Raw genomic sequence first — 17,954 nt, forward strand, 5'->3', positions numbered from 1 at the left:
AGGCCTTTGCACCCGTCGCCGCGTTCATCGCCATAGACTTGGCGATGCCCTCGGTGAGGATGATCTTATCCTCGGTGCCGTCCGTCCAGTGGAACCCGTCACCCAGCCCACCTGAGCAATAACGCTTGCGGGGGCCATCTGCGGGTGTGACGGCTAGGATACGCTCGAACCCGACTGGCTTGCCGTTGCGATAGACTGGGACCAGCGCATCGCCTCTGGTATTCTCTCGGCAGTCTTCAGGAACGGGGACACCCTTTTCTGTGAAGTAGGGATGCGACTGGCAAAGCTTGGCGTCGCCAAACTCAGCCATCGACTCGGCCAGTTTGCCCGCCTTTTCCTTTTCCCGTTCACGCTCTGCCGTGGCCCGTGCCCGCGCCGAACGTTCGCGCCATTCGTCATCGCGATCAGGGGAAGGCGAGCGGCTGTGCCAGTCCGTGTGCTCGCCCGTTACCCAGTTTTTCGCCCATCCGTAGGCAAAGCCGTCAGCCTCGACCTTAAGCTTATAGCTTCCGCTGGTGTTGCGGGGACCTTTGCCCTCGACCGGCACCCGATGAATCGTGTCATCATCGACGGCATATTCGAGAACCAGACCGATGCCTTGCGCCCTTGCGATAAACTCTTGCACCGGATCGGCGACGGAGATGTGCGCACTGTGATGCGGCGCACTTGCAATAATTTGTTGAAGCAAGTATAATTCCTTTATGTGAAGGGGCTACCAACCCCGTGATTTCAGCGATTTGCGAACGAATTTAGGCCAGCCGAGGAATGAGGGTTCCGAGGCTGGCTTTTCTCTTAGTGGGCACGACTATCGACCCATTTTGCGAGGTCGTCTTCCTTCCAGAACCTGCGTGTCCGCACAACAATCGGCTGCGGAAAGTCAAGGTCTGGATCGTTTACGTAGCGCCACAGGGATACCCGTGAAATCCCCCCGAGGCGCTGCATTACAGATTTGCTATTGACAAGCTGCATTCGTAGTTCCTTGCAAATGCGTTTCAGATGTAGAAAATATAATTCAGATTGATTCGTCGCGCAAATTGGGCGCGGACAGTCAATATACCGACCGCCCCATAGTCCTTATTGTACAGGCGCGTCAGGATAGCTTGTGCCCCAGTTTCTGTTCCATAACATAGGCCCAACGCTCTAAGGCCTCTCGTATGCGAATAGTTGGATTGACGCGCTGGTAGGTCTCTTCCAGCTTGGGCGGCGCATGGTTCAGCACCGCTTCAATGTCCTGCCGCCACATGCCATTGTTAGCCATGCCTGTTGCGCAGGTGCGTCGCAGGTCGTGAAAGGTCCAGTGCGTGATTTCGACAGGCTCCCCGCGCTCCTCTGCTGCGATTTTTTCCATTTCATTGGCAAGATGCTCCCGCGCCTTGTGGAAGCCCTGAACCGGCCCGCGCCCCGTAGTAGTAAACAGATAACGCGGACGACCGGCGATGATCGGCAACTCATCCAGCAGGTCAGTGCCCGCGATGCTCAGTGGCAGGCGGTGCGACCTCCCGTTCTTGGTCCTTTCCCTCGAAAGGACGATGCACTCTCCATCTACCTCATCCTCTGTCAGCCGGGCGATTTCGTTCAGGCGCTGCCCGGTCAGCAAAAGCATTCGGCCCAAGTGCCCCCACGGGTAGCCGAGCTTCAGACACGCCTGCCAGAACCAGCGAATTTCGGCATCACTCAGCACCCGGTCGCGGGATTGCTCCTTCCCTGCTTTCTTAACCTTCTGGGCGGGGTTATCCGGGATAATCCCTTTATCCTCGCACCACGAAAAGAACGCCTTGGTGTAGGCTAGAACCCGGTTCGCTGTTGGTATGCGCCCGCTCTTCTCGATGCCGTCAATCATGGCCTGAACGTCTGCACGGGACACGGTATCAATCTCTCGCGTAGACCATGCCACCCTGACGAAGCGGTCCAACTCCCGCTTGACCAAATCACCTGCCTTAAGCTGGGTCAGTTTGCGATTGCCGTAGTCATCCAGAACAGCCGCGACGGTCCGGTCTGGTGTAGCGGCCTTAGCCTTCGTATCGGCGGCAGGGTCAGCCCCGGCCCTCGCCAGAGCTAGAAGTTCACCTGCCTGCTTTCGCGCATCTGCCAAACTCAGCACCGGATAGTATCCTAGCGCGACCCTGCGTTGCACGCCGCCGTGCCGATAGCGCACCGTCCAGCTCTTCTTCTCGGTTGGCTGGACGATCAGATACAGCCCTTTGATCAGGTCGTCAGCAATCTGCTGCCGCACCTCAGTTGCCCTCAGCGCCCGAACGCTCTTGTCTGTCAGTCTCATGTCAATACATCTTTCTGGGGCACAAACTGGGGCACACTTTACGCCTTTACGCAGATTTACGCCTTGAAACGCATTGCATCATACATAGACATAAACTACATGAAAACAAGGGTCTTACGATCCCATGATGTATTGACTTGAAACGCGCAGAAACAGGAATGCAGTTGACTGTTAATCAATTGGTCGTAGGTTCGATCCCTACCGCCGGAGCCAAAATTTTCTACAGAAACAACTACTTCTTCCAAGACTAACGCCCTTGGAAATGGCTGTTTTTTGGAAGGCTGCAAACCCACTGATCGCGGCTGCAGCAGGTTGCTGAAGGCTTCGATCAGGGCAACATCAGATCACGACAGAAAGCCCGCCAAACGATTTGTTGCTCCCGCTGAAAGGCGCAGGGGGCATGGGCTGGTCTGCGTCCCCCCGCACCGCAAGGCATCCGGGTGGATGTAAGGACCAAGCCGATGGTTGCTGTCGGTATCCACCAAGGCGACTCCTGCCAACCTGAAACAGCGAGATGTTGCGTCCGGGATCGGCAGGCTAGGCTTGGCGGGGTTCAATCCGGGGCGGGGTGTCGGCGCAGAAGGTAGATGTCCATGATCCAGCCCTGCGCCTGCCGTGCGGCGGAGCGGGTGGCGAGGATGCGGGGGCCGGCCTCGGCCAGTGGGCCATGGTCAAGGATCTGCGCCTCCATCCCGAGATAGGCGCCCCACCAGATTTCCAGCCCCTGCGGATCAAGCGTCTGGAAACTGTTTTCACCGTCCAGCATGACAAGGCATGTGTCGCACCCCGAAGGAAAGCCGTGGTCGCGCAATTGCCGGCCGGTCGTGACGGTGAAGGGAGAACCGATGCGGTTCAGCGGAATGGCATGGGCCGCGCAGAGCGCCTGAATGGCGGTGATGCCGGGTTCCACGCGAATGCGCGGTGGCGGGGTCAGGCGGGCGGCGATGCGCAGGGTGGAATCGTAAAGCGAGGGGTCACCCCAGACCAGCAGCGCCACCCGCCCTGCCCCCGGCACACGGGCGGCGGCGCGGGTCCAGGCGGCAGCAATCGCGTCATGCCAGTCGTCCACCCCGGCCCGGTAGTCGGGATTGGCCGCATCGCGCAGCGGCAGGTCGAACTCGACTACCTGCGTCGTGGGGTTGGTCAGCACCTTTGCCAGGATCTGCCGGCGCAGATCGGCCAGATCGGCCTTGTCCGGCCCCTTGCGCGGCACCAGCACAAGATCAGCCTGATTGAGCGCCTTTGCACCGGCAAAGGTCAGGTGATCGGGGTTGCCGGTTCCGATGCCGATCAGAAAAAGCTCATTCATCGTCACCCTCATCCGCCAGCGGTCCATAAAGGATCAGCGCCGGCAGCTCTCCGGGCGCTTCCGCGGCCAGCTTGCGGGCAAGCCCCCCGACCGTGCCGCGCCAGATCCGCTGGTCGGCTGTCGAGACACCCTCGGCCATGAGGGCGGGTGTGTCGGCAGGCAGGCCCGCCGCGGCCAGACGGCCGGCAAGATCGCAAAAGGTCCGGCGGCCCATGAAGACGACCGTCGTTGCCTGGGCATCCGCCAGCGCGTCGATGTTCAGCGCCTCGGGCAACCCGCCCGAGACATCGGCCCCCGTCAGGAACTGCACCCGGCGCGCCGTCAGCCGGCGCGTCAGCGGGATGTTCGCCGCCGCCGCCGCGGCACAGGGCGAAGGCACGCCCGGAATGATCTCGAACCCGATGCCGGCGGCGCGCAGCGCGGTGATCTCTTCCTCAAGCCGGCCGAACAGGCCCGCATCGCCGGATTTCAGCCGCACCACATGCTGGCCCTGCCGGGCATAGTCGACCAGAAGGCGGCTGACATGGTCCTGCCGCGGCGAGGCACGGCCGGCCCGCTTGCCCACGCCCACCAGATCGGCCTCGGGGTTGGCAAGCGAGAGGATCGGCCCGGAGGACAGGTCATCGAACAGCACAGCCCGGGCCACGGCCAGCCGCTTGACCGCGCGCACGGTCAGCAACTCGGGGTCGCCCGGGCCAGAGGAGACGAAAGAGACGAAGCCGGTCATTGCGCCTCCGGAAAACGGGGGGTGGCGCCGACCGGGCGATAGCGACGGTCATAATCGCCGGCATAAAGGCGGCTTTCGTCGAAATCCGTCTCGCCCAGAGACCGCCCGACAAGGATCAGCGCCGTCCGCTCCATCCCGGGGGCGATGGTCGTTTGCAGGCTGCCCAGCGTGGCGCGCACAACATGCTGGTCGGGCCAGCTTGCCCGCCAGACCACGGCGACGGGGCAGTCGGCCCCGTAATGCGGGGTCAGATCGGCAATCACCCGGTCCAGAACATGCACGGACAGGTGCACCGCAAGCACGGCGCCGGTGCGGGCGAAATTTTCCAGCGTCTCGCCCGGGGGCATGGCGGTGGCCCGCCCCGAGGTGCGGGTCAGGATCACGGATTGCACCACGCCCGGCAGCGTCAGTTCCGCCCCAAGCGTGGCGGCAGCGGCGGCAAAGGACGGCACGCCGGGCGTCACGTCATAGGGAATGTCCAGTGCCCGAAGCCGGCGCACCTGTTCGCCCATCGCCGACCAGACCGACAGATCGCCCGAATGAAGCCGGGCCACATCCTGCCCCGCGGCATGGGCGGCGGCGATTTCGCTGATGATCTCGTCCAGCGACAGCGGCGCGGTGTTGATGATCCGTGCGCCGGGCGGGCAATGGGCCAGCACACCTTCGGGCACCAGAGACCCGGCGTAAAGGCAGACCGGGCAGGCGGCGATCAGGTCGCGCCCGCGCAGGGTGATAAGGTCGGGCGCGCCGGGCCCGGCACCGATGAAATGAACGGTCATTCTGGGGTGGTCCTGTTCTGGATCGGCCCTGGCCCTTCGGCCAGCGCCCATGTGACGGAGCCGATGGTCTGGCGCCGGGTAAGAAGGGGGCCGCCGCTGGCGACCAGCGCCGCCGCCTCGGCCACCGAGCCGCAGCCGAAGCGGGCGAAGATGCGGTCAGACCGGCTGGGTGTGGCAACACCGTGCAAGGCCTGCTCTGGCAGGGCGCGCAGCGGCACCGCCACGCCTACCAGCGCCGGATGGCCGGCGCGGCTGTCCAGCGTGGCCAGCAGATCGGCCGGCCCGGCGGCGGCCAAAGCCGCCCGCACCTCGGCCGCGGTGGCGCGGCTGGCAAGGCCAAGCCCGATCACGCGCATGGGCCAAGGCTCCATTGCACCACGGGGCGGACGGCGTTCCAGCCGCGCATCTGGCCCAGCGGCGCGGCACGGGCGATCTCGATCCGGGTCAGATCGCCGCCATGCGCGGCATGAAGCTGCACCAGCAGCGCCTCGGTTTCCAGCGTGACTGCGTTGACCACCAGCCGCGCGCGGCGGGGCAGCGCCGCGAACAGCGCGGCATCGAACCCGCCCCCGACGAAAATCGCGTCCGGGGGCGGCAGATCGGGCAGCATCTCTATCGCTGTGCCGGTCCGCACGGTCAGCCGGTCGCCCAGGCCAAAGGCGGCGGCGTTGGCCCGGATGTTCGCGGCGCGGTCTTCCCGGCGTTCAACCGCCACCGCCCGCCCACCGGCCAGCGCCCATTCCACCGCGACAGACCCGGACCCGGCCCCCAGATCCCACAGCGTTTCCTTTGGCCGGGGGGCCAGGGCGGCCAGGGTCAGGGCGCGGATCGGCGATTTGGTGATCTGTCCGTCATGGGCGAACAGGCCTTCGGGCAGACCCGGGCAGCGTGGCAGGCCGCTTCCCCCTGCGGCGCGGATCGCCACGGCGACAGGGGCCGCAATATCGGCGGCAAGGGCCGTATCGGCGCGGATTTCCCGGACACGCTCTTGCGGGCCGCCAAGGGATTCCAGCACCCACAATTGCGAGGCCCCCCAGCCCTGCCCCGCAAGCCATGCCGCCAGATCGGCCACGGCCAGACCGTCGCGCAGCGTGCAGATGCCTTGCCAGCCGGCGTGCAGAAGCGGCCTCAGGCGTTCAAACGGCGCCGCATGAAGACCAAGGCAAGCGGTCTCCTCCAGCCGCCACCCCAACCGGGCCGCCGCCAGCGAAAAGACGCCCGCAGCCGGATAGGTCCGCCATTCACCGGGATACAGCACCTGCGCTAGGCTGCCACCCGCGCCGAACCAGAACGGATCGCCCGAGGCCAGCACGGCGACGGGCCGCCCGCGCAGGGCCAGCACCGGATCAAGGCTGAAGGGCACCGGCCAGGGACGGCCGCGCGCCCCTACCCCGGCCAGGGCAAGATGCCGCGGGCCGCCAAAGACCGTTCCGGCCGCGGCCAGGGCGGCCCGGCTTGCGCCCGACAGGCCCTCCGGTCCATCTTCGCCCAGACCGATGATGGAAAGCCAGGGATCAGCCATGCCGCGCCTCCTTTTGCTGGGCGGAACACAGGACGCGGGCGCATTGGCCCGCGCGCTGGCCGATGCTGGGGTGCAGGCGATCTACTCCTATGCCGGGCGCACCGCGGCGCCCGTCGCCCCGCCCCTGCCCTGCCGGGTGGGCGGCTTCGGCGGCGCCGACGGGCTGGCGCAATGGCTGCGCACCGAGGGCATCACCGGCGTGATCGACGCAACCCACCCCTTCGCCGCACGGATGAGCCGCAATGCGATTGCCGCCTGTGCAGCGACCGGCACCCCCCTGCTGGCGCTGGAGCGGCCGGCCTGGACCGAACAGCCCGGCGATGACTGGCAGCGGGTTCCCGATGTGGTGGCGGCGGTTGCCGCGCTGCCCGAGGCCCCGGCCAAGGTGTTCCTGGCCATCGGACGGCAGAACCTTGCCGCCTTTGCCGCGCGGTCCCGGCACGCCTATCTGCTGCGGCTGGTCGATCCGCCCGAAGGCGACCTGCCCTTGCCACAGGCGACCGTTCTGGTGGACCGCGGCCCCTTTTCGGTGGAGGGCGACCTTGCGCTGATGCGGCAGCAGGGCGTGCAGATCGTGGTGGCCAAGAACGCCGGCGGCAGCGGTGCTGTCGCCAAGATCGTGGCGGCGCGCACACTGGGCCTGCCGGTGGTGATGATCGACAGGCCCGCCCTGCCGCCCCGCCCGACGGTCGCCACCGTCGAGGAGGTGCTGCACTGGATTCATGAGGCCGACCTTGGGGTATAGACCCAGGGGCCCACGCGGCGGGTCTGCGCATTGCCGACAATGACCAGCGTGCGCATGTCGGCCATCTCGGGTGTGGCATCCCCCAGCCTGACGGTACGGATCACCTGATCAGGGGTGGAAACCGCGCGGGCGAAGGTGATCAGCCGATCCGGGCCGCAAAGCTGGCGCAGGGTCTCCAGCGCACGGACAAAGCCTTCGGGCCGGGATTTCGAACGCGGGTTGTAGAAGGCCATCGCCAGATCGGCCTCGACCGCAAGGCGCAAGCGGCGGTCGATCAGCGCCCAGGGCTTCAGATTGTCGGACAGGTTGATGCAGCAGAAATCATGGCCCAGAGGTGCCCCCGCGGCGGCGGCGGCGGCCAGCATGGCGGTGATGCCGGGCAGGATGCGAATGTCCAGCCGGTGCAGATCGGGGCGGGTTTCAAGCGCCTCGAACAGGGCCGAGGCCATGGCGAAAACCCCCGGATCGCCCGAGGAAACGATGACAACACGCCCGCCCGCCGCCGCCAGGTCCAGCGCATGAAGCGCGCGGTCCAGTTCTTCGCGATTGTCCGACGGGTGCAGCGTCAGGCCCGGGCGGGGGGCGACGCGGGCGACATAGGGGATGTAACCCAGAACATCGGTCGCCCCGGCCAGCGCGGCCGAAACCTCGGGTGTCACCAGATCTTCGCGGCCCGGCCCAAGGCCGGCCACGGCCAGCCAGCCGGTCATTGCGGCCCCCCGGGGCGGCGACCGTGCCCATGGACCAGAACAATCGCGAAATAGGGACAGTCGGACTCATCGACCGTTGCAAGGGGGGCGACACGCTGATCCGGCATGGTGCCGCGCTCGACCAGCCAAGCCTGATCCAACCGCCCTGCCCGGTCAAGCGCGCGCCGGATCTTGGGCAGGTTGCGGCCTGTCTTCATCACCACCAGCGCATCGGCCGCGGCGGCATGGCGTGCAAGGTCGTCCTCGGGCAGCGTGCCCATCAGCACCGACAGCACATCATCGCCCCAGGTGATGGGCGTGCCGGTCGCCGACCAGCAGCCGACCATACCGGGGATGCCGGGCACAACCTCGACCTCGGCCCGGCCCTGCAACCGGCTGTGCAGGTGCATGAACGAACCGTAGAGGAAGGGATCGCCCTCGCACAGCACGACAACATCGGTCGTGCGGCCAAGATCGGCCAGTTGGTCGGCCCAATAGTCGTAGAAGCCCGCCAGCAGCGCATTGTAACCGGGGCTGTCGAAGGGAAGCTCGGTGGTGATGGGGTATTCCATCGCCAGTTCCACCACATCGGGGCGCAGCAGACCCGCGGCAATGCGGCGGGCCTGACCGGGCCGGCCGGCCTTGCGGAAATGTGCCACATGGCTGGCCAGCCGGATCAGCCGGTCAGCCTTGACGCTGATCAGGTCGGGGTCGCCGGGACCAAGGCCCGCGCAGATGATGCGGCCCATGGTCATTCCTTCCGGCTGGCCAGCGCGTTCACCGCCGCAACGGTGATAGCCGATCCGCCCAGCCGGCCACGCACGATCATCGACGGGCATGGCAGGGCCTGCATCAGCGCCTCTTTCGATTCCGCCGCGCCGACAAAGCCGACCGGGCAGCCGATGATGGCCGCGGGGCGCGGGCAGGACGGGTCTTGCAACATGTTCAGCAGGTGGAACAGCGCCGTCGGCGCATTGCCGATGGCGACCAGTGCCCCGGCCAGATGCGGCCGCCACAATTCGACGGCAGCGGCGCTGCGGGTATTGCCGATGCGGTCCGCCAGACCGGGAACAGACGGGTCTTGCAGGGTGCAGATGATGCGGTTCTGGGCAGGCAGGCGTGCGCGGGTGATGCCCTCGCTCACCATGCGCGCGTCGCACAGGATCGGCGCCCCCCCGGCCAGCGCGGCATGGGCGGCAAGGGCCATGCCGGCGCTGAAGCGGACGTGATCTTCCAGCCCGACCATGCCCGAGGCATGGATCATGCGAACGACGACCGGCTCTTCCTCGGTGGTGAAGCAGGCCAGATTGGCCTCGGATCGGATGATGGCAAAGGAGTTGCGATAGATTTCGGCGCCGTCGGTAATGTAGCTGTGGGGCATCTTGGGGGTCCGGGTGTCAGGGGCGGCGGAACGAAGCGTCATGACAGGCGCTCTTCTGCGGACAGGGCGTTGCGCTGGCTTTGCCAAAGGCCCGCGGCGCGCAGCGCGGCAAAACGCTGGCGCAGCGCGGACAGGGCGGCAGGGTTTTCGGTGGCCATGAAGGCGACCACCTCATCGCGGCCCAGCGTGGCCGCATGATACAGGTCGAACAGATGCGGCGGCACCGCGCGGGCGAGATGTGCGAAGGCGCCCATATTGTCCAGCGTGGCGGTGATCTCGGCTGCACCGCGGAAGCCGTGGCGCATCATGCCGGCGGCCCAGTCGGGATTGGCCGCCCGGGCGCGCACGGTGCGGGCGATTTCCTCGGTCAGGCTGCGGGCGCGCGGCGCATCGGGGCGGGTGCTGTCCAGATGGTAAAGCGCGGGCGCCGCCTCGCCCAGGCGGTGCAGCGCGGCGGCAAACCCCGCCTGATGCGCAGCGTAATCGGGGGCCATCAGCACATCGGTCTCGGCCAGATCCTGCACATGGGCAAAGGCATCGGCCCCGCGCAGCCGGTCTTCCAGCGCGGGTCGCGCCGGAACCGACAGGCCGCGCGCGTCGATGGCCCAGGACGAGGCCGAAAGCCAGGCCTCGCCCGCGGCAAGGCGCCCCTCTTCGGTCAGGTCGTCCAGCGCGGCCCCCATGCCCAGCCCGTAAAGGCCGGGGCGCGGACCAAAGACGCGGGGCACGCGCAGCGCATAGGGGTTGTCCTCGGGCGCCTCGTCGCGCAGGGCCAGACGTTCGGCCCCCGTCTCGAACAGTTGCGCCAGCGTGGGGAACACATCGCGGAACAGGCCGGACACGCGCAGTGTCACGTCGATCCGGGGCCTGCCAAGCAACGCCAGCGGCAGGATTTCCACCCCCGTCACCCGACCCGACACCTCATCCCAAACCGGCGCCAGACCCGCCAGATGCAGTGCCATGGCGAATTCCTCGCCCGCGGTCCGCATGGAAGCCGAGCCCCAGAGATCGACCACCAGCCCGCGCGGCCAGTCGCCCTGATCCTGCAGATGGCGGCGCAAGAGTTCTTCGGCCAGCTTGATGCCCTGCGCATGGGCCCCCCTGCTGGGCACCGCGCGGGGATCAACGGAATAGAGGTTGCGCCCGGTGGGCAGTACGTCCATCCGGCCCCGGAACGGCGATCCCGCCGGCCCCGGCGGCACGAAGCGGCCCGCCAGGGCGGCCAGAATCCCGTCGGTTTCGCCCTGCCCTGCGCCGAAGACATGCAAGCCGTCGCCCAGCCGGCTGTCCTTGAGATCGCAGACGAAACGGTCGATGCGGGTGATCGCCTCCATCGGGGTGGCATCGGGGGCCAGACCCAGATCGTCCTCGACGCCCAGCGCGGTGGCAGTGGCGCGGATTTCCGCGATCAACCGGCGGCGCCGGGCCGGGTCCAGCCCGTCCGCGGTGGAATATTCGTCCAGAAGACGCTCCAACCCGTCCAGCGCGGGGGGCAGGTGGGCGGCAATCAGCGGCGGCGGCAGGTGGCCCAGGGTCAGCGCGCCAATGCGGCGCTTGGCCTGCGCCGCCTCACCCGGATCGTTGACGATGAAGGGATATATAACCGGCAGATCGCCGGTCAGCGCCTCGGGCCAGCAGGCCGACGACAGCGCGACCGACTTGCCCGGCAACCATTCCAGCGTGCCATGGGCGCCCATATGGACCAGCGCGTCCAGACCTTGTGACCGGAGCCACAGGTAAAAGGCCACATAGCCGTGCCGGGGCGTGCGCGACAGGTCGTGATAATCGCCGTCGCGGCTGGCACTGTCGCCGCGTTCGGGTTGCAGCGCGATCACCACCTTGCCAGAGCGCAGGGCGGCAAAGCGGAAGGCGCCATCGGTGCAGGCCGGATCGGCCTCGGGCAGGCCCCAGGCGGTGGAAACCGCCCTTTGCAACGGTTCCGGCAAGCGGCCCAGCGCGGCGCGATAGTCTGTCAGCGGCCAGCACAGCGTTTCGCGCAGCAGCGTAGCCGTCAGCGCATCGGCGGGGGCGGTGTCATAGCCTGCCGCCTGCAAATCCGCGAGCAGCCGGTTGGTCGAGGCCGGGGCGTCCAGCCCGACCGCATGGGCAATCTGGTCTGGCCGGCCGGGATAGGTGGACAGGATCACGGCAAGCCGCCGGTTGGCGGGTGGGGTCTGCGCCAGCCGGTGCAGGGCCAGGCCACGCGCGATGGCGGCGTTGATCCGGTCCGTGTCCGGCTCATGCCGGAAACGGGAATATTGCAGATCGGGGTCGCGACGACCCGGAGACTTGAAGCTGACCACGCTGGCGAACAGGCGACCGTCCACTTCGGGCAACACCACATGCATGGCAAGATCGGCCGGCGACAGGCCGCGGTCGGCCGCAGCCCAGTCGGCCCGGCGGGCGGTAGAGAGGGCAACCTGCAACACCGGGCAACCGGCGGCGTCCAAAGGCGAGGTGCCGTCCTCGGCCTTGGCCGAAAAGGCCGTGGCGTTGTAAACCAGCGCGGGCGACAGACGCAGTAGTTCGGAACGGACCCACGCGGCCGCCTCGGGCGCCTTCAGCGAGGTGGCGAACAGGCCAAGAGCCGCAAAGCCGCGATCCCGCAAGCCGCGGATCAGGGCATCGACCGGCGCGGTATCGGCAGCGGTCAGATAGCTGCGGTAGAAGGCGACGACAGCCAGCGGCGCGGCTGGTTCGGGCGCGGCAGGCACTACGCCAAGATCGGGGTCATACCAGCCGAACTCGGGCACAGTCTTTGCCCCGCTCACCGGGCCGGCGAACAGGCCCGCCGCCAGTGACAATTGCGCCAGCGCCGCCTGGGCCGCCACCGCGCCGCCCGCATCGCACAGCGCCTGCAACCGGCGCAGGGTCGAGATGGGCAACGTCGAAACCGCGTCCAGCGCCGCGTCCTCGCGCCCGTCGGCCGGCAGGACGGCCAACGCCAAACCCTTGCGACGGGCCATGTCCTGCAGGCTGGCGATGCCATAGGACCAGTAGCCGGTGCCGCCGATCAGCCGCACCAGCACGGCGCGGGCCTGCGCCAGCGTGCTGTCCAGGTAGGTATCGACCGAGATCGGATGTCGCAGGGCCGTCAGGTTCGCCAGCCGCAGCGTGGGCAGCGGATGCCCGCCCTCGCGGGCCCGATGCCAGCCGGCCGCAAACGCCCCAAGGTCGCTGTCCGAAAAGGACAGCACCACCAGATCGGCCGGTGTCTGCCCCAGATCGGTGGGCACCTCGGTCTCTTCCAGACCATGGCTTTCGCGGAAGACCACATGCATGGGCGGTCAGATCCCCGCCCGGTCAAAAACCGCCCGGATGGCTGCGGGGTCGATGTCGTCGTGTTCGGCAATGACCACCAGCCGCGACCGGCGCGGCGCACCGCCCCAGGGCCGGTCAAACTGATGCCGGACCCGTTCCCCCACCGCCTGCACCAGAAGGCGCATCGGCTTGCCCGTCACCGCGACATGGCCCTTGACCCGCAGGATGCGCAATTCGCGGGCCAGGGTGCGGATCGCCGCAGCCAGCGCCTCGGGGTCGGCAACTTCGGGCAGGTCGATCACCACGCTGTCGAAATCGTCATGCTCGTGATCGTCGGCCCCGTCATGGTGCGACGGTCGGGCGTCCAGATCATCCTCGGCGGCAGCCCCCAACCCCAGCACGACCCTCGGGTCGATCACGCCTTCGACCAGCGGCAGGATCGGCAGCTTGCGCGGTGCCTCGGCCTCGATCGCGGCGCGGGCGGCGGCAACGCCGGCCTCGCCCGCCAGATCGGCCTTGGTCAGCAAGACCAGATCGGCACAGGCGATCTGGTCCTCGAACACCTCGGACAGGGGCGTTTCGTGGTCGATGCTGTCATCCGCCTCCCGCTGGGCCTGCACGGCCACAGGGTCGGGGGCAAAGCGGCCCGCCGCCACGGCCTCGGCATCGGCCAGCGCAATCACGCCATCGACGGTGATCCGAGACCGGATCGCGGGCCAGTCAAACGCCCGAAGCAATGGCTTCGGCAGGGCCAGACCCGAGGTTTCGATCAGGATGTGATCGGGTCGCTGCGGCAGGGCCAGCAACGCCTCGACCGTGGGGATGAACTCATCGGCGACCGTGCAGCAGATGCAGCCATTCGCCAGTTCGACGATGTTTTCTTCGGGGCAATTCTCGTCGGCGCAGGATTTGAGGATGTCTCCGTCCACCCCCACGCTGCCGAATTCGTTGACCAGCACCGCCAGACGCCGGCCGTGCGGGTTCTGCATCAGATGGCGGATCAGCGTCGTCTTGCCCGAGCCGAGAAAGCCGGTGATCACGGTGACGGGAATCTTGGCAAGATCGCTCATGTCGGCTCTCCGATGGGGGGGATGCGGGCAAGCGATTGCTTGCGGAAGATTTCTGGACGCTCGCGCCAGGGAACGATACCGTCGGGGGCGGCGGCATAGGCGGCCGCCCCGGCCAGGATCTGTGTCGCATCCGCCTCGGACATCCGTCCATAGACGTAAGACCACCGCCCGGGCGCCGACAACGCCACCGCGCAGCCTTGCGAACAGGCCGACAGACATTCGACGGGGCGCAGGGTAACGCCGGGCACAGGGCCAAGCGCCTCAAGCGCCGCGACAAGGCGCGTGCCGGCGGGCAAGGTGCCCTCGGGCACCGGCTCCCCTGCCCGGCAGGTGGAACAGACAAGCAGCGTAACGGTCATGCGCCCTTCCCGGCTGCGACAGGCGGGGAAAAAGGGACAGGCAGGCGCGCGCGACGGATGCGGCGATCCACCGGTCGCGGATCACCCCGTCCGCCCGTTGACAACAAAGCTGGCAGGTCTCCCGGCTTGCGGAGTCGGGGATCGCTCCCCCGGGTGCCCACCTTCCCGGCCTTTCGGCCAGTGGCATCGGACACCCAACTCCGGTCACGGTCGCGGGGGCGGCTGCGCCTCGGGCCGGACGGCCCTATCGCATTCCCTCTTCGCCTGTCATAGACAGGAACCAGCTTGGTGCCCCAGTGACGCCAAGGCAGACCGAAAGTCAAGCCGCCCAACCCAGGGAAGAAACGCCGCCATGTCGCAGCCGATGCCGGACACCGACCGCAGCCATGCCGAGAAGAAGGCCCGGATCAAGGCCGCGAAAGACCGGGTTCTGGCGGAAAAGACCGCCGAAAAGGGGCTGGTGATCGTGCACACCGGCACCGGCAAGGGCAAATCCTCGGCGGGGTTCGGCATGATCCTGCGCGCCATCGCGCATGGGATGCCCTGCGCCGTTGTCCAGTTCATCAAGGGCGCCTGGGACACCGGCGAACGGCGGCTGATCACCGCGCATTTCAGCGATCTCTGCCAGTTTCACGCCATGGGGGAAGGCTTCACCTGGGAAACCCAGGACCGCACCCGCGATGTGGCGGCGGCCCGTGCGGGCTGGGAAAAGGCGAAAGACCTGATCCGCGACCCGGCCATCCGCATGGTTCTGCTGGACGAGATCAACATCGCGCTGCGCTACGATTATCTGGATGTGGCCGAGGTGGTGGAATTCCTGCAGACCGAGAAGCCGCCGATGACCCATGTCGTGCTGACCGGACGCAATGCAAAGCCCGAACTGATCGACCTGGCCGACCTGGTGACCGAGATGACGCTGGTCAAGCACCCCTTCCGCGCCGGCATCAAGGGCCAGCCGGGCGTGGAGTTCTGAGGAGACCTGCCATGCGCGCGTTGATGATCCAGGGCACCGGCTCGAATGTCGGCAAGTCGCTGCTGGTGGCGGGGCTGTGCCGGGCGGCGCGGCGGCGCGGGCTGTCTGTTCTGCCGTTCAAGCCGCAGAACATGTCGAACAACGCCGCCGTAACCGAGGACGGCGGCGAGATCGGCCGTGCGCAGGCCTTGCAGGCGCTGGCGGCCGGGGTGGCACCGCATACCGACATGAACCCGGTGCTGCTGAAGCCCGAAACCGACATCGGCGCGCAGGTCGTGGTGCAGGGCCGCCGTCTGACCCGGGCCGGCGCGGGCGAATACGGCAAGATGAAGCCATCGCTGATGCCGGCGGTGCTGGAAAGTTTCAACCGGCTGAAGGCGCGCGCCGATCTGGTGATCGTCGAAGGCGCGGGCAGCCCGGCCGAGGTGAACCTGCGGCGGGGCGACATCGCCAACATGGGCTTTGCCCGGGCGGCGGATGTGCCGGTGGTTCTGGCCGGCGACATCGACCGCGGCGGCGTGATCGCGCAGATCGTGGGCACGCAGGCGGTGATTGACCCGGACGATGCCGCGCTGGTCGCGGGGTTCCTGATCAACCGCTTTCGCGGCGACCCTCGGCTGTTCGACGATGGCTACAGCCTGATCGCGGCCCGCACCGGCTGGCGCGGCTTCGGCGTGGTGCCATGGTTCGCCGGGGCCGCCCGCCTGCCGGCCGAAGATGCGCTGGACCTGACCGGCAACGGCCAGGGCGGCGGCCTCAAGGTGGCCTGTCTGGCGCTGTCGCGCATCGCCAATTTCGACGACCTTGATCCCCTGAAGCAGGAACCCGGCGTCACGGTCGAAATGGTGCTGCCCGGCCGCGCCATTCCCGGCGATGCGCGGCTGGTGATCATCCCCGGCTCAAAATCCACGCGGGGCGATCTGGCCTTCCTGCGCGATCAGGGCTGGGACATCGACCTTGCCGCCCATCGCCGGCGCGGCGGGCATGTGCTGGGCATCTGCGGCGGCTATCAGATGCTGGGCCGCAGCGTTGCCGACCCGGAGGGGATCGAGGGGCCGGCGGGCGAAACGCCGGGCCTTGGCCTGCTGGACGTGACCACCGTGATGACATCCGACAAGCGGCTGACGCGGTCCACCGCCACGCATCGCACCAGCGGGCTGACGGTTTCGGGCTATGAAATCCACATCGGCCGCACCGAGGGGGCAGATTGTGCCCGGCCCTTTGCCCTGCTGGACGGGCGGCCCGAAGGCGCCACCTCGGCCGACGGGCGGGTGACCGGCAGCTACCTGCACGGGCTGTTCACCGACGACGCCTTCCGCGCGGCCTTTCTGCGGGGCTTGGGCGCTTCGTCCTCGGGGCTGGCCTATGCCGAGGGGATCGAGCAGGTGCTGGACGACCTTGCCGCCCATCTTGAGACGCATCTCGACGTGTCAGCCCTGCTGGCGCTGGCCCGCTAGCGCACCTCCCACAGGGTGGGCAGGTTTTCCTGCCAGCCGGCGCGGTGCAGCAGCGGCGTGTCGTCGGTGAATTCGGGGTATCCGATGCACAGCCATGCCGCGAATTCCCACTCCGGCGGGGTGGCCAGCAGCGACTCGATCGCCCGCGGGTCCAGCACCGAGACCATGCCAAGGCCAAGGTTCTCGGCCCGCGCGGCCAGCCACAGACCGTGGATCGCCATGGCGACCGACTGGTGCAGTGTCACCGGCATACTGGCACGGCCAAGGCCATGGCCGGCGGTCGGGTCGCGGTGGGTGAAGACCGCCAGTTGCAGCGGCGCCTGATCAATGCCCTGAAGCTTCAACTGCCCATAGGCGGCAGCCCGGTCGCCGGTATAGGCGGTACCTGCGGCGGCGCGGGCAGCGTCGAAATTGGCCAGCAGGGCGCCGCGCAGGGCGGGATCATCCACCCGGATCACCCGCCAGGGCCGTGCATTGCCCACCGAGGGCGCCATGTCCATCGCCGTCCGCAACCGCTCGATGACCGTCTCGTCAATCGGGTCGGGGCGGAAATGCCGCACGTCGCGGCGCCAGCGCAGCACGTCTGTCAGCGCGTCGCGATGGTGTTGGTCAAAGTGCATCGGTCATCGCCCTTTCCAGTTGATCCCATTCCGCCTGCGGCCCCGGCAGGCCCAGCCGGATCAGCCGGTCCGACCAGGGGAAGATGCGGCTCCAGATCCGGCCACGGGCCAGCCCGTCCTGCGCAGCGGCAGCCGAGGGCGTGTCGTAAAGCCGGAACAGATGCGCCCCGCCAGCCAACCGCCAGCCGGCGGCCGCAGCCAGGGCGTCCAGCCGCTGACCATCCTGCACCAGCCGGGCGGTGGTGGCGGCCTGCCAATCGCGGTCCTGCAAGGCCACGGTGCCTGCCAGAATCGCCGGGCCGGACACCGCCCAGGGCCCGGCCATCGCCGCCATCCGGTCGATGTCCGCCTTTGCCCCAAGGGCAAAACCCAGCCGCAACCCGGCCAGCCCATAGAACTTGCCGAACGACCGCAGCACGATCATCCCCGCCCGGCCCGCCTGGGCCGCCACCGACAGATCGGGCACCGGATCGGCAAAACTTTCGTCCACCACAAGCCGCCCCACCCGGCCCGCCAGCGCCAGAACATCCGCCGGCGCAAGGCACCGCCCGTCGGGATTGTTGGGATTGACCACCACCGCCAGATCGGCCCCCGTCAGGGCCTCGGGCGAGGTTACCTCGTCCACCTGCCAGCCGGCGGCGCGCAAGGCAGCGGCGTGTTCATTATAGGTCGGCCCCAGCACCCGCGCGCGGGCCACAGGGTCCAGCCGGGGGCACCAGTTGGATCGCCGCCTGCGCCCCGGCCACCGGCAGGATCGCGGCGCTGCCGCCATAGGCACCGCGCG

At 67.8% G+C, this 17,954-nt stretch carries 18 protein-coding genes and 1 riboswitch; of the genes, 3 read left to right on the plus strand and 15 right to left on the minus strand.

Annotation, left to right across the window (positions count from 1 at the left end):
- The 7 genes from C5F44_RS16910 to cbiE all read right to left on the minus strand — a co-directional run.
- On the minus strand, positions 1 to 688 hold a 688-nt coding region (locus tag C5F44_RS16910), incomplete at its 3' end, for a primase/helicase family protein (protein WP_219908699.1).
- A 402-nt stretch (positions 689 to 1,090) separates the two neighbouring features.
- Positions 1,091 to 2,278 carry a tyrosine-type recombinase/integrase gene (locus tag C5F44_RS16920; RefSeq protein ID WP_107674747.1) on the minus strand — a complete coding sequence of 396 codons (1,188 nt, stop codon included), beginning with the start codon at positions 2,276 to 2,278 and terminating at the stop codon, positions 1,091 to 1,093.
- 553 nt (positions 2,279 to 2,831) lie between these two features.
- Positions 2,832 to 3,587, minus strand: a complete 756-nt coding sequence (cobF, locus tag C5F44_RS16930) for a precorrin-6A synthase (deacetylating) (RefSeq protein ID WP_107674748.1) — start codon at positions 3,585 to 3,587, stop codon at positions 2,832 to 2,834.
- On the minus strand, positions 3,580 to 4,314 hold the full coding sequence (cobA, locus tag C5F44_RS16935; protein ID WP_107674750.1) for a uroporphyrinogen-III C-methyltransferase: 735 nt from the start codon (positions 4,312 to 4,314) through the stop codon (positions 3,580 to 3,582). Before cobA ends, cobF begins: the two co-directional genes overlap by 8 nt.
- The gene (gene cobM, locus C5F44_RS16940; protein WP_107674752.1) at positions 4,311 to 5,093 is read right to left on the minus strand and encodes a precorrin-4 C(11)-methyltransferase; all 783 of its coding nucleotides are present in this window, start codon (positions 5,091 to 5,093) and stop codon (positions 4,311 to 4,313) included. The genes cobA and cobM overlap by 4 nt, the downstream gene beginning before the upstream one ends.
- On the minus strand, positions 5,090 to 5,449 hold the full coding sequence (locus C5F44_RS16945) for a cobalamin biosynthesis protein (RefSeq protein ID WP_107674753.1): 360 nt from the start codon (positions 5,447 to 5,449) through the stop codon (positions 5,090 to 5,092). The genes cobM and C5F44_RS16945 overlap by 4 nt, the downstream gene beginning before the upstream one ends.
- Complete coding sequence (gene cbiE, locus C5F44_RS16950; RefSeq protein WP_107674755.1) at positions 5,440 to 6,615, minus strand: precorrin-6y C5,15-methyltransferase (decarboxylating) subunit CbiE; 1,176 nt, start codon at positions 6,613 to 6,615, stop codon at positions 5,440 to 5,442. Before cbiE ends, C5F44_RS16945 begins: the two co-directional genes overlap by 10 nt.
- Between cbiE and C5F44_RS16955 the strand changes: the two genes are divergently transcribed.
- Positions 6,614 to 7,360, plus strand: a complete 747-nt coding sequence (locus C5F44_RS16955; protein WP_107674756.1) for a cobalt-precorrin-6A reductase — start codon at positions 6,614 to 6,616, stop codon at positions 7,358 to 7,360. The two genes, cbiE and C5F44_RS16955, sit on opposite strands and share 2 nt — an antisense overlap.
- On the opposite strand, the gene cobJ is transcribed toward C5F44_RS16955, so the two are convergent.
- From cobJ to C5F44_RS16985, 6 genes are read right to left on the minus strand one after another with little or no spacing between them, the layout of a single operon-like run.
- Positions 7,336 to 8,070 (minus strand): precorrin-3B C(17)-methyltransferase, encoded by a 735-nt coding sequence (cobJ, locus tag C5F44_RS16960; RefSeq protein ID WP_107674757.1) that lies wholly within the window; start codon positions 8,068 to 8,070, stop codon positions 7,336 to 7,338. The genes C5F44_RS16955 and cobJ overlap by 25 nt on opposite strands.
- A complete protein-coding gene (locus tag C5F44_RS16965) occupies positions 8,067 to 8,798 on the minus strand; it encodes a precorrin-2 C(20)-methyltransferase (RefSeq protein ID WP_107674767.1) in 732 nt (243 codons plus the stop codon). The genes cobJ and C5F44_RS16965 overlap by 4 nt, the downstream gene beginning before the upstream one ends.
- 2 nt (positions 8,799 to 8,800) lie before the next feature.
- Positions 8,801 to 9,430 carry a precorrin-8X methylmutase gene (locus tag C5F44_RS16970; RefSeq protein WP_107674758.1) on the minus strand — a complete coding sequence of 210 codons (630 nt, stop codon included), beginning with the start codon at positions 9,428 to 9,430 and terminating at the stop codon, positions 8,801 to 8,803.
- Between the two features lie 38 nt (positions 9,431 to 9,468).
- Positions 9,469 to 12,711, minus strand: coding sequence for a cobaltochelatase subunit CobN (gene cobN / locus C5F44_RS16975; protein ID WP_107674759.1), 3,243 nt, complete (start codon positions 12,709 to 12,711; stop codon positions 9,469 to 9,471).
- A gap of 6 nt (positions 12,712 to 12,717) precedes the next feature.
- Positions 12,718 to 13,761 (minus strand): cobalamin biosynthesis protein CobW, encoded by a 1,044-nt coding sequence (gene cobW / locus C5F44_RS16980; protein ID WP_107674760.1) that lies wholly within the window; start codon positions 13,759 to 13,761, stop codon positions 12,718 to 12,720.
- Entirely contained in the window at positions 13,758 to 14,120 is a 363-nt protein-coding gene (locus tag C5F44_RS16985; protein ID WP_107674762.1) for a DUF1636 family protein, read from the minus strand. The genes cobW and C5F44_RS16985 overlap by 4 nt, the downstream gene beginning before the upstream one ends.
- 94 nt (positions 14,121 to 14,214) lie before the next feature.
- A riboswitch (cobalamin riboswitch) is annotated at positions 14,215 to 14,420 on the minus strand.
- A 64-nt stretch (positions 14,421 to 14,484) separates the two neighbouring features.
- Between C5F44_RS16985 and cobO the strand changes: the two genes are divergently transcribed.
- Positions 14,485 to 15,093 carry a cob(I)yrinic acid a,c-diamide adenosyltransferase gene (gene cobO, locus C5F44_RS16990; protein WP_107674769.1) on the plus strand — a complete coding sequence of 203 codons (609 nt, stop codon included), beginning with the start codon at positions 14,485 to 14,487 and terminating at the stop codon, positions 15,091 to 15,093.
- Positions 15,094 to 15,104: 11 nt separating this feature from the next.
- Positions 15,105 to 16,550, plus strand: a complete 1,446-nt coding sequence (locus tag C5F44_RS16995) for a cobyric acid synthase (protein ID WP_107674764.1) — start codon at positions 15,105 to 15,107, stop codon at positions 16,548 to 16,550.
- On the opposite strand, the gene bluB is transcribed toward C5F44_RS16995, so the two are convergent.
- Both bluB and C5F44_RS17005 read right to left on the minus strand, forming a co-directional pair.
- Complete coding sequence (gene bluB / locus C5F44_RS17000; RefSeq protein WP_107674766.1) at positions 16,547 to 17,170, minus strand: 5,6-dimethylbenzimidazole synthase; 624 nt, start codon at positions 17,168 to 17,170, stop codon at positions 16,547 to 16,549. The genes C5F44_RS16995 and bluB overlap by 4 nt on opposite strands.
- Positions 17,160 to 17,954, minus strand: a 795-nt coding sequence (locus C5F44_RS17005) for an aminotransferase class I/II-fold pyridoxal phosphate-dependent enzyme (RefSeq protein ID WP_412917559.1), incomplete at its 5' end; no start/stop codon positions are given. The genes C5F44_RS17005 and bluB, both read right to left, overlap by 11 nt.

The sequence above is a fragment of the Fuscovulum blasticum DSM 2131 genome, from assembly GCF_003034965.1.
GTDB classification, from domain to species: domain Bacteria; phylum Pseudomonadota; class Alphaproteobacteria; order Rhodobacterales; family Rhodobacteraceae; genus Pseudogemmobacter; species Pseudogemmobacter blasticus.

What these genes read in the sequence shown, in the direction of transcription:
- C5F44_RS16970 (WP_107674758.1), bottom strand. Translation starts at nt 9,430, where the DNA reads ATGCCCCACAGCTACATTACCGACGGCGCCGAAATCTATCGCAACTCC.
- cobW (WP_107674760.1), bottom strand. Translation starts at nt 13,761, where the DNA reads ATGAGCGATCTTGCCAAGATTCCCGTCACCGTGATCACCGGCTTTCTC.
- cbiE (WP_107674755.1), bottom strand. Translation starts at nt 6,615, where the DNA reads ATGGCTGATCCCTGGCTTTCCATCATCGGTCTGGGCGAAGATGGACCG.
- C5F44_RS16945 (WP_107674753.1), bottom strand. Translation starts at nt 5,449, where the DNA reads ATGCGCGTGATCGGGCTTGGCCTTGCCAGCCGCGCCACCGCGGCCGAG.
- cobF (WP_107674748.1), bottom strand. Translation starts at nt 3,587, where the DNA reads ATGAATGAGCTTTTTCTGATCGGCATCGGAACCGGCAACCCCGATCAC.
- cobJ (WP_107674757.1), bottom strand. Translation starts at nt 8,070, where the DNA reads ATGACCGGCTGGCTGGCCGTGGCCGGCCTTGGGCCGGGCCGCGAAGAT.
- cobO (WP_107674769.1), top strand. Translation starts at nt 14,485, where the DNA reads ATGCCGGACACCGACCGCAGCCATGCCGAGAAGAAGGCCCGGATCAAG.
- C5F44_RS16920 (WP_107674747.1), bottom strand. Translation starts at nt 2,278, where the DNA reads ATGAGACTGACAGACAAGAGCGTTCGGGCGCTGAGGGCAACTGAGGTG.
- cobM (WP_107674752.1), bottom strand. Translation starts at nt 5,093, where the DNA reads ATGACCGTTCATTTCATCGGTGCCGGGCCCGGCGCGCCCGACCTTATC.
- C5F44_RS16955 (WP_107674756.1), top strand. Translation starts at nt 6,614, where the DNA reads ATGCCGCGCCTCCTTTTGCTGGGCGGAACACAGGACGCGGGCGCATTG.
- bluB (WP_107674766.1), bottom strand. Translation starts at nt 17,170, where the DNA reads ATGCACTTTGACCAACACCATCGCGACGCGCTGACAGACGTGCTGCGC.
- cobA (WP_107674750.1), bottom strand. Translation starts at nt 4,314, where the DNA reads ATGACCGGCTTCGTCTCTTTCGTCTCCTCTGGCCCGGGCGACCCCGAG.
- C5F44_RS16995 (WP_107674764.1), top strand. Translation starts at nt 15,105, where the DNA reads ATGCGCGCGTTGATGATCCAGGGCACCGGCTCGAATGTCGGCAAGTCG.
- C5F44_RS16985 (WP_107674762.1), bottom strand. Translation starts at nt 14,120, where the DNA reads ATGACCGTTACGCTGCTTGTCTGTTCCACCTGCCGGGCAGGGGAGCCG.
- cobN (WP_107674759.1), bottom strand. Translation starts at nt 12,711, where the DNA reads ATGCATGTGGTCTTCCGCGAAAGCCATGGTCTGGAAGAGACCGAGGTG.
- C5F44_RS16965 (WP_107674767.1), bottom strand. Translation starts at nt 8,798, where the DNA reads ATGGGCCGCATCATCTGCGCGGGCCTTGGTCCCGGCGACCCCGACCTG.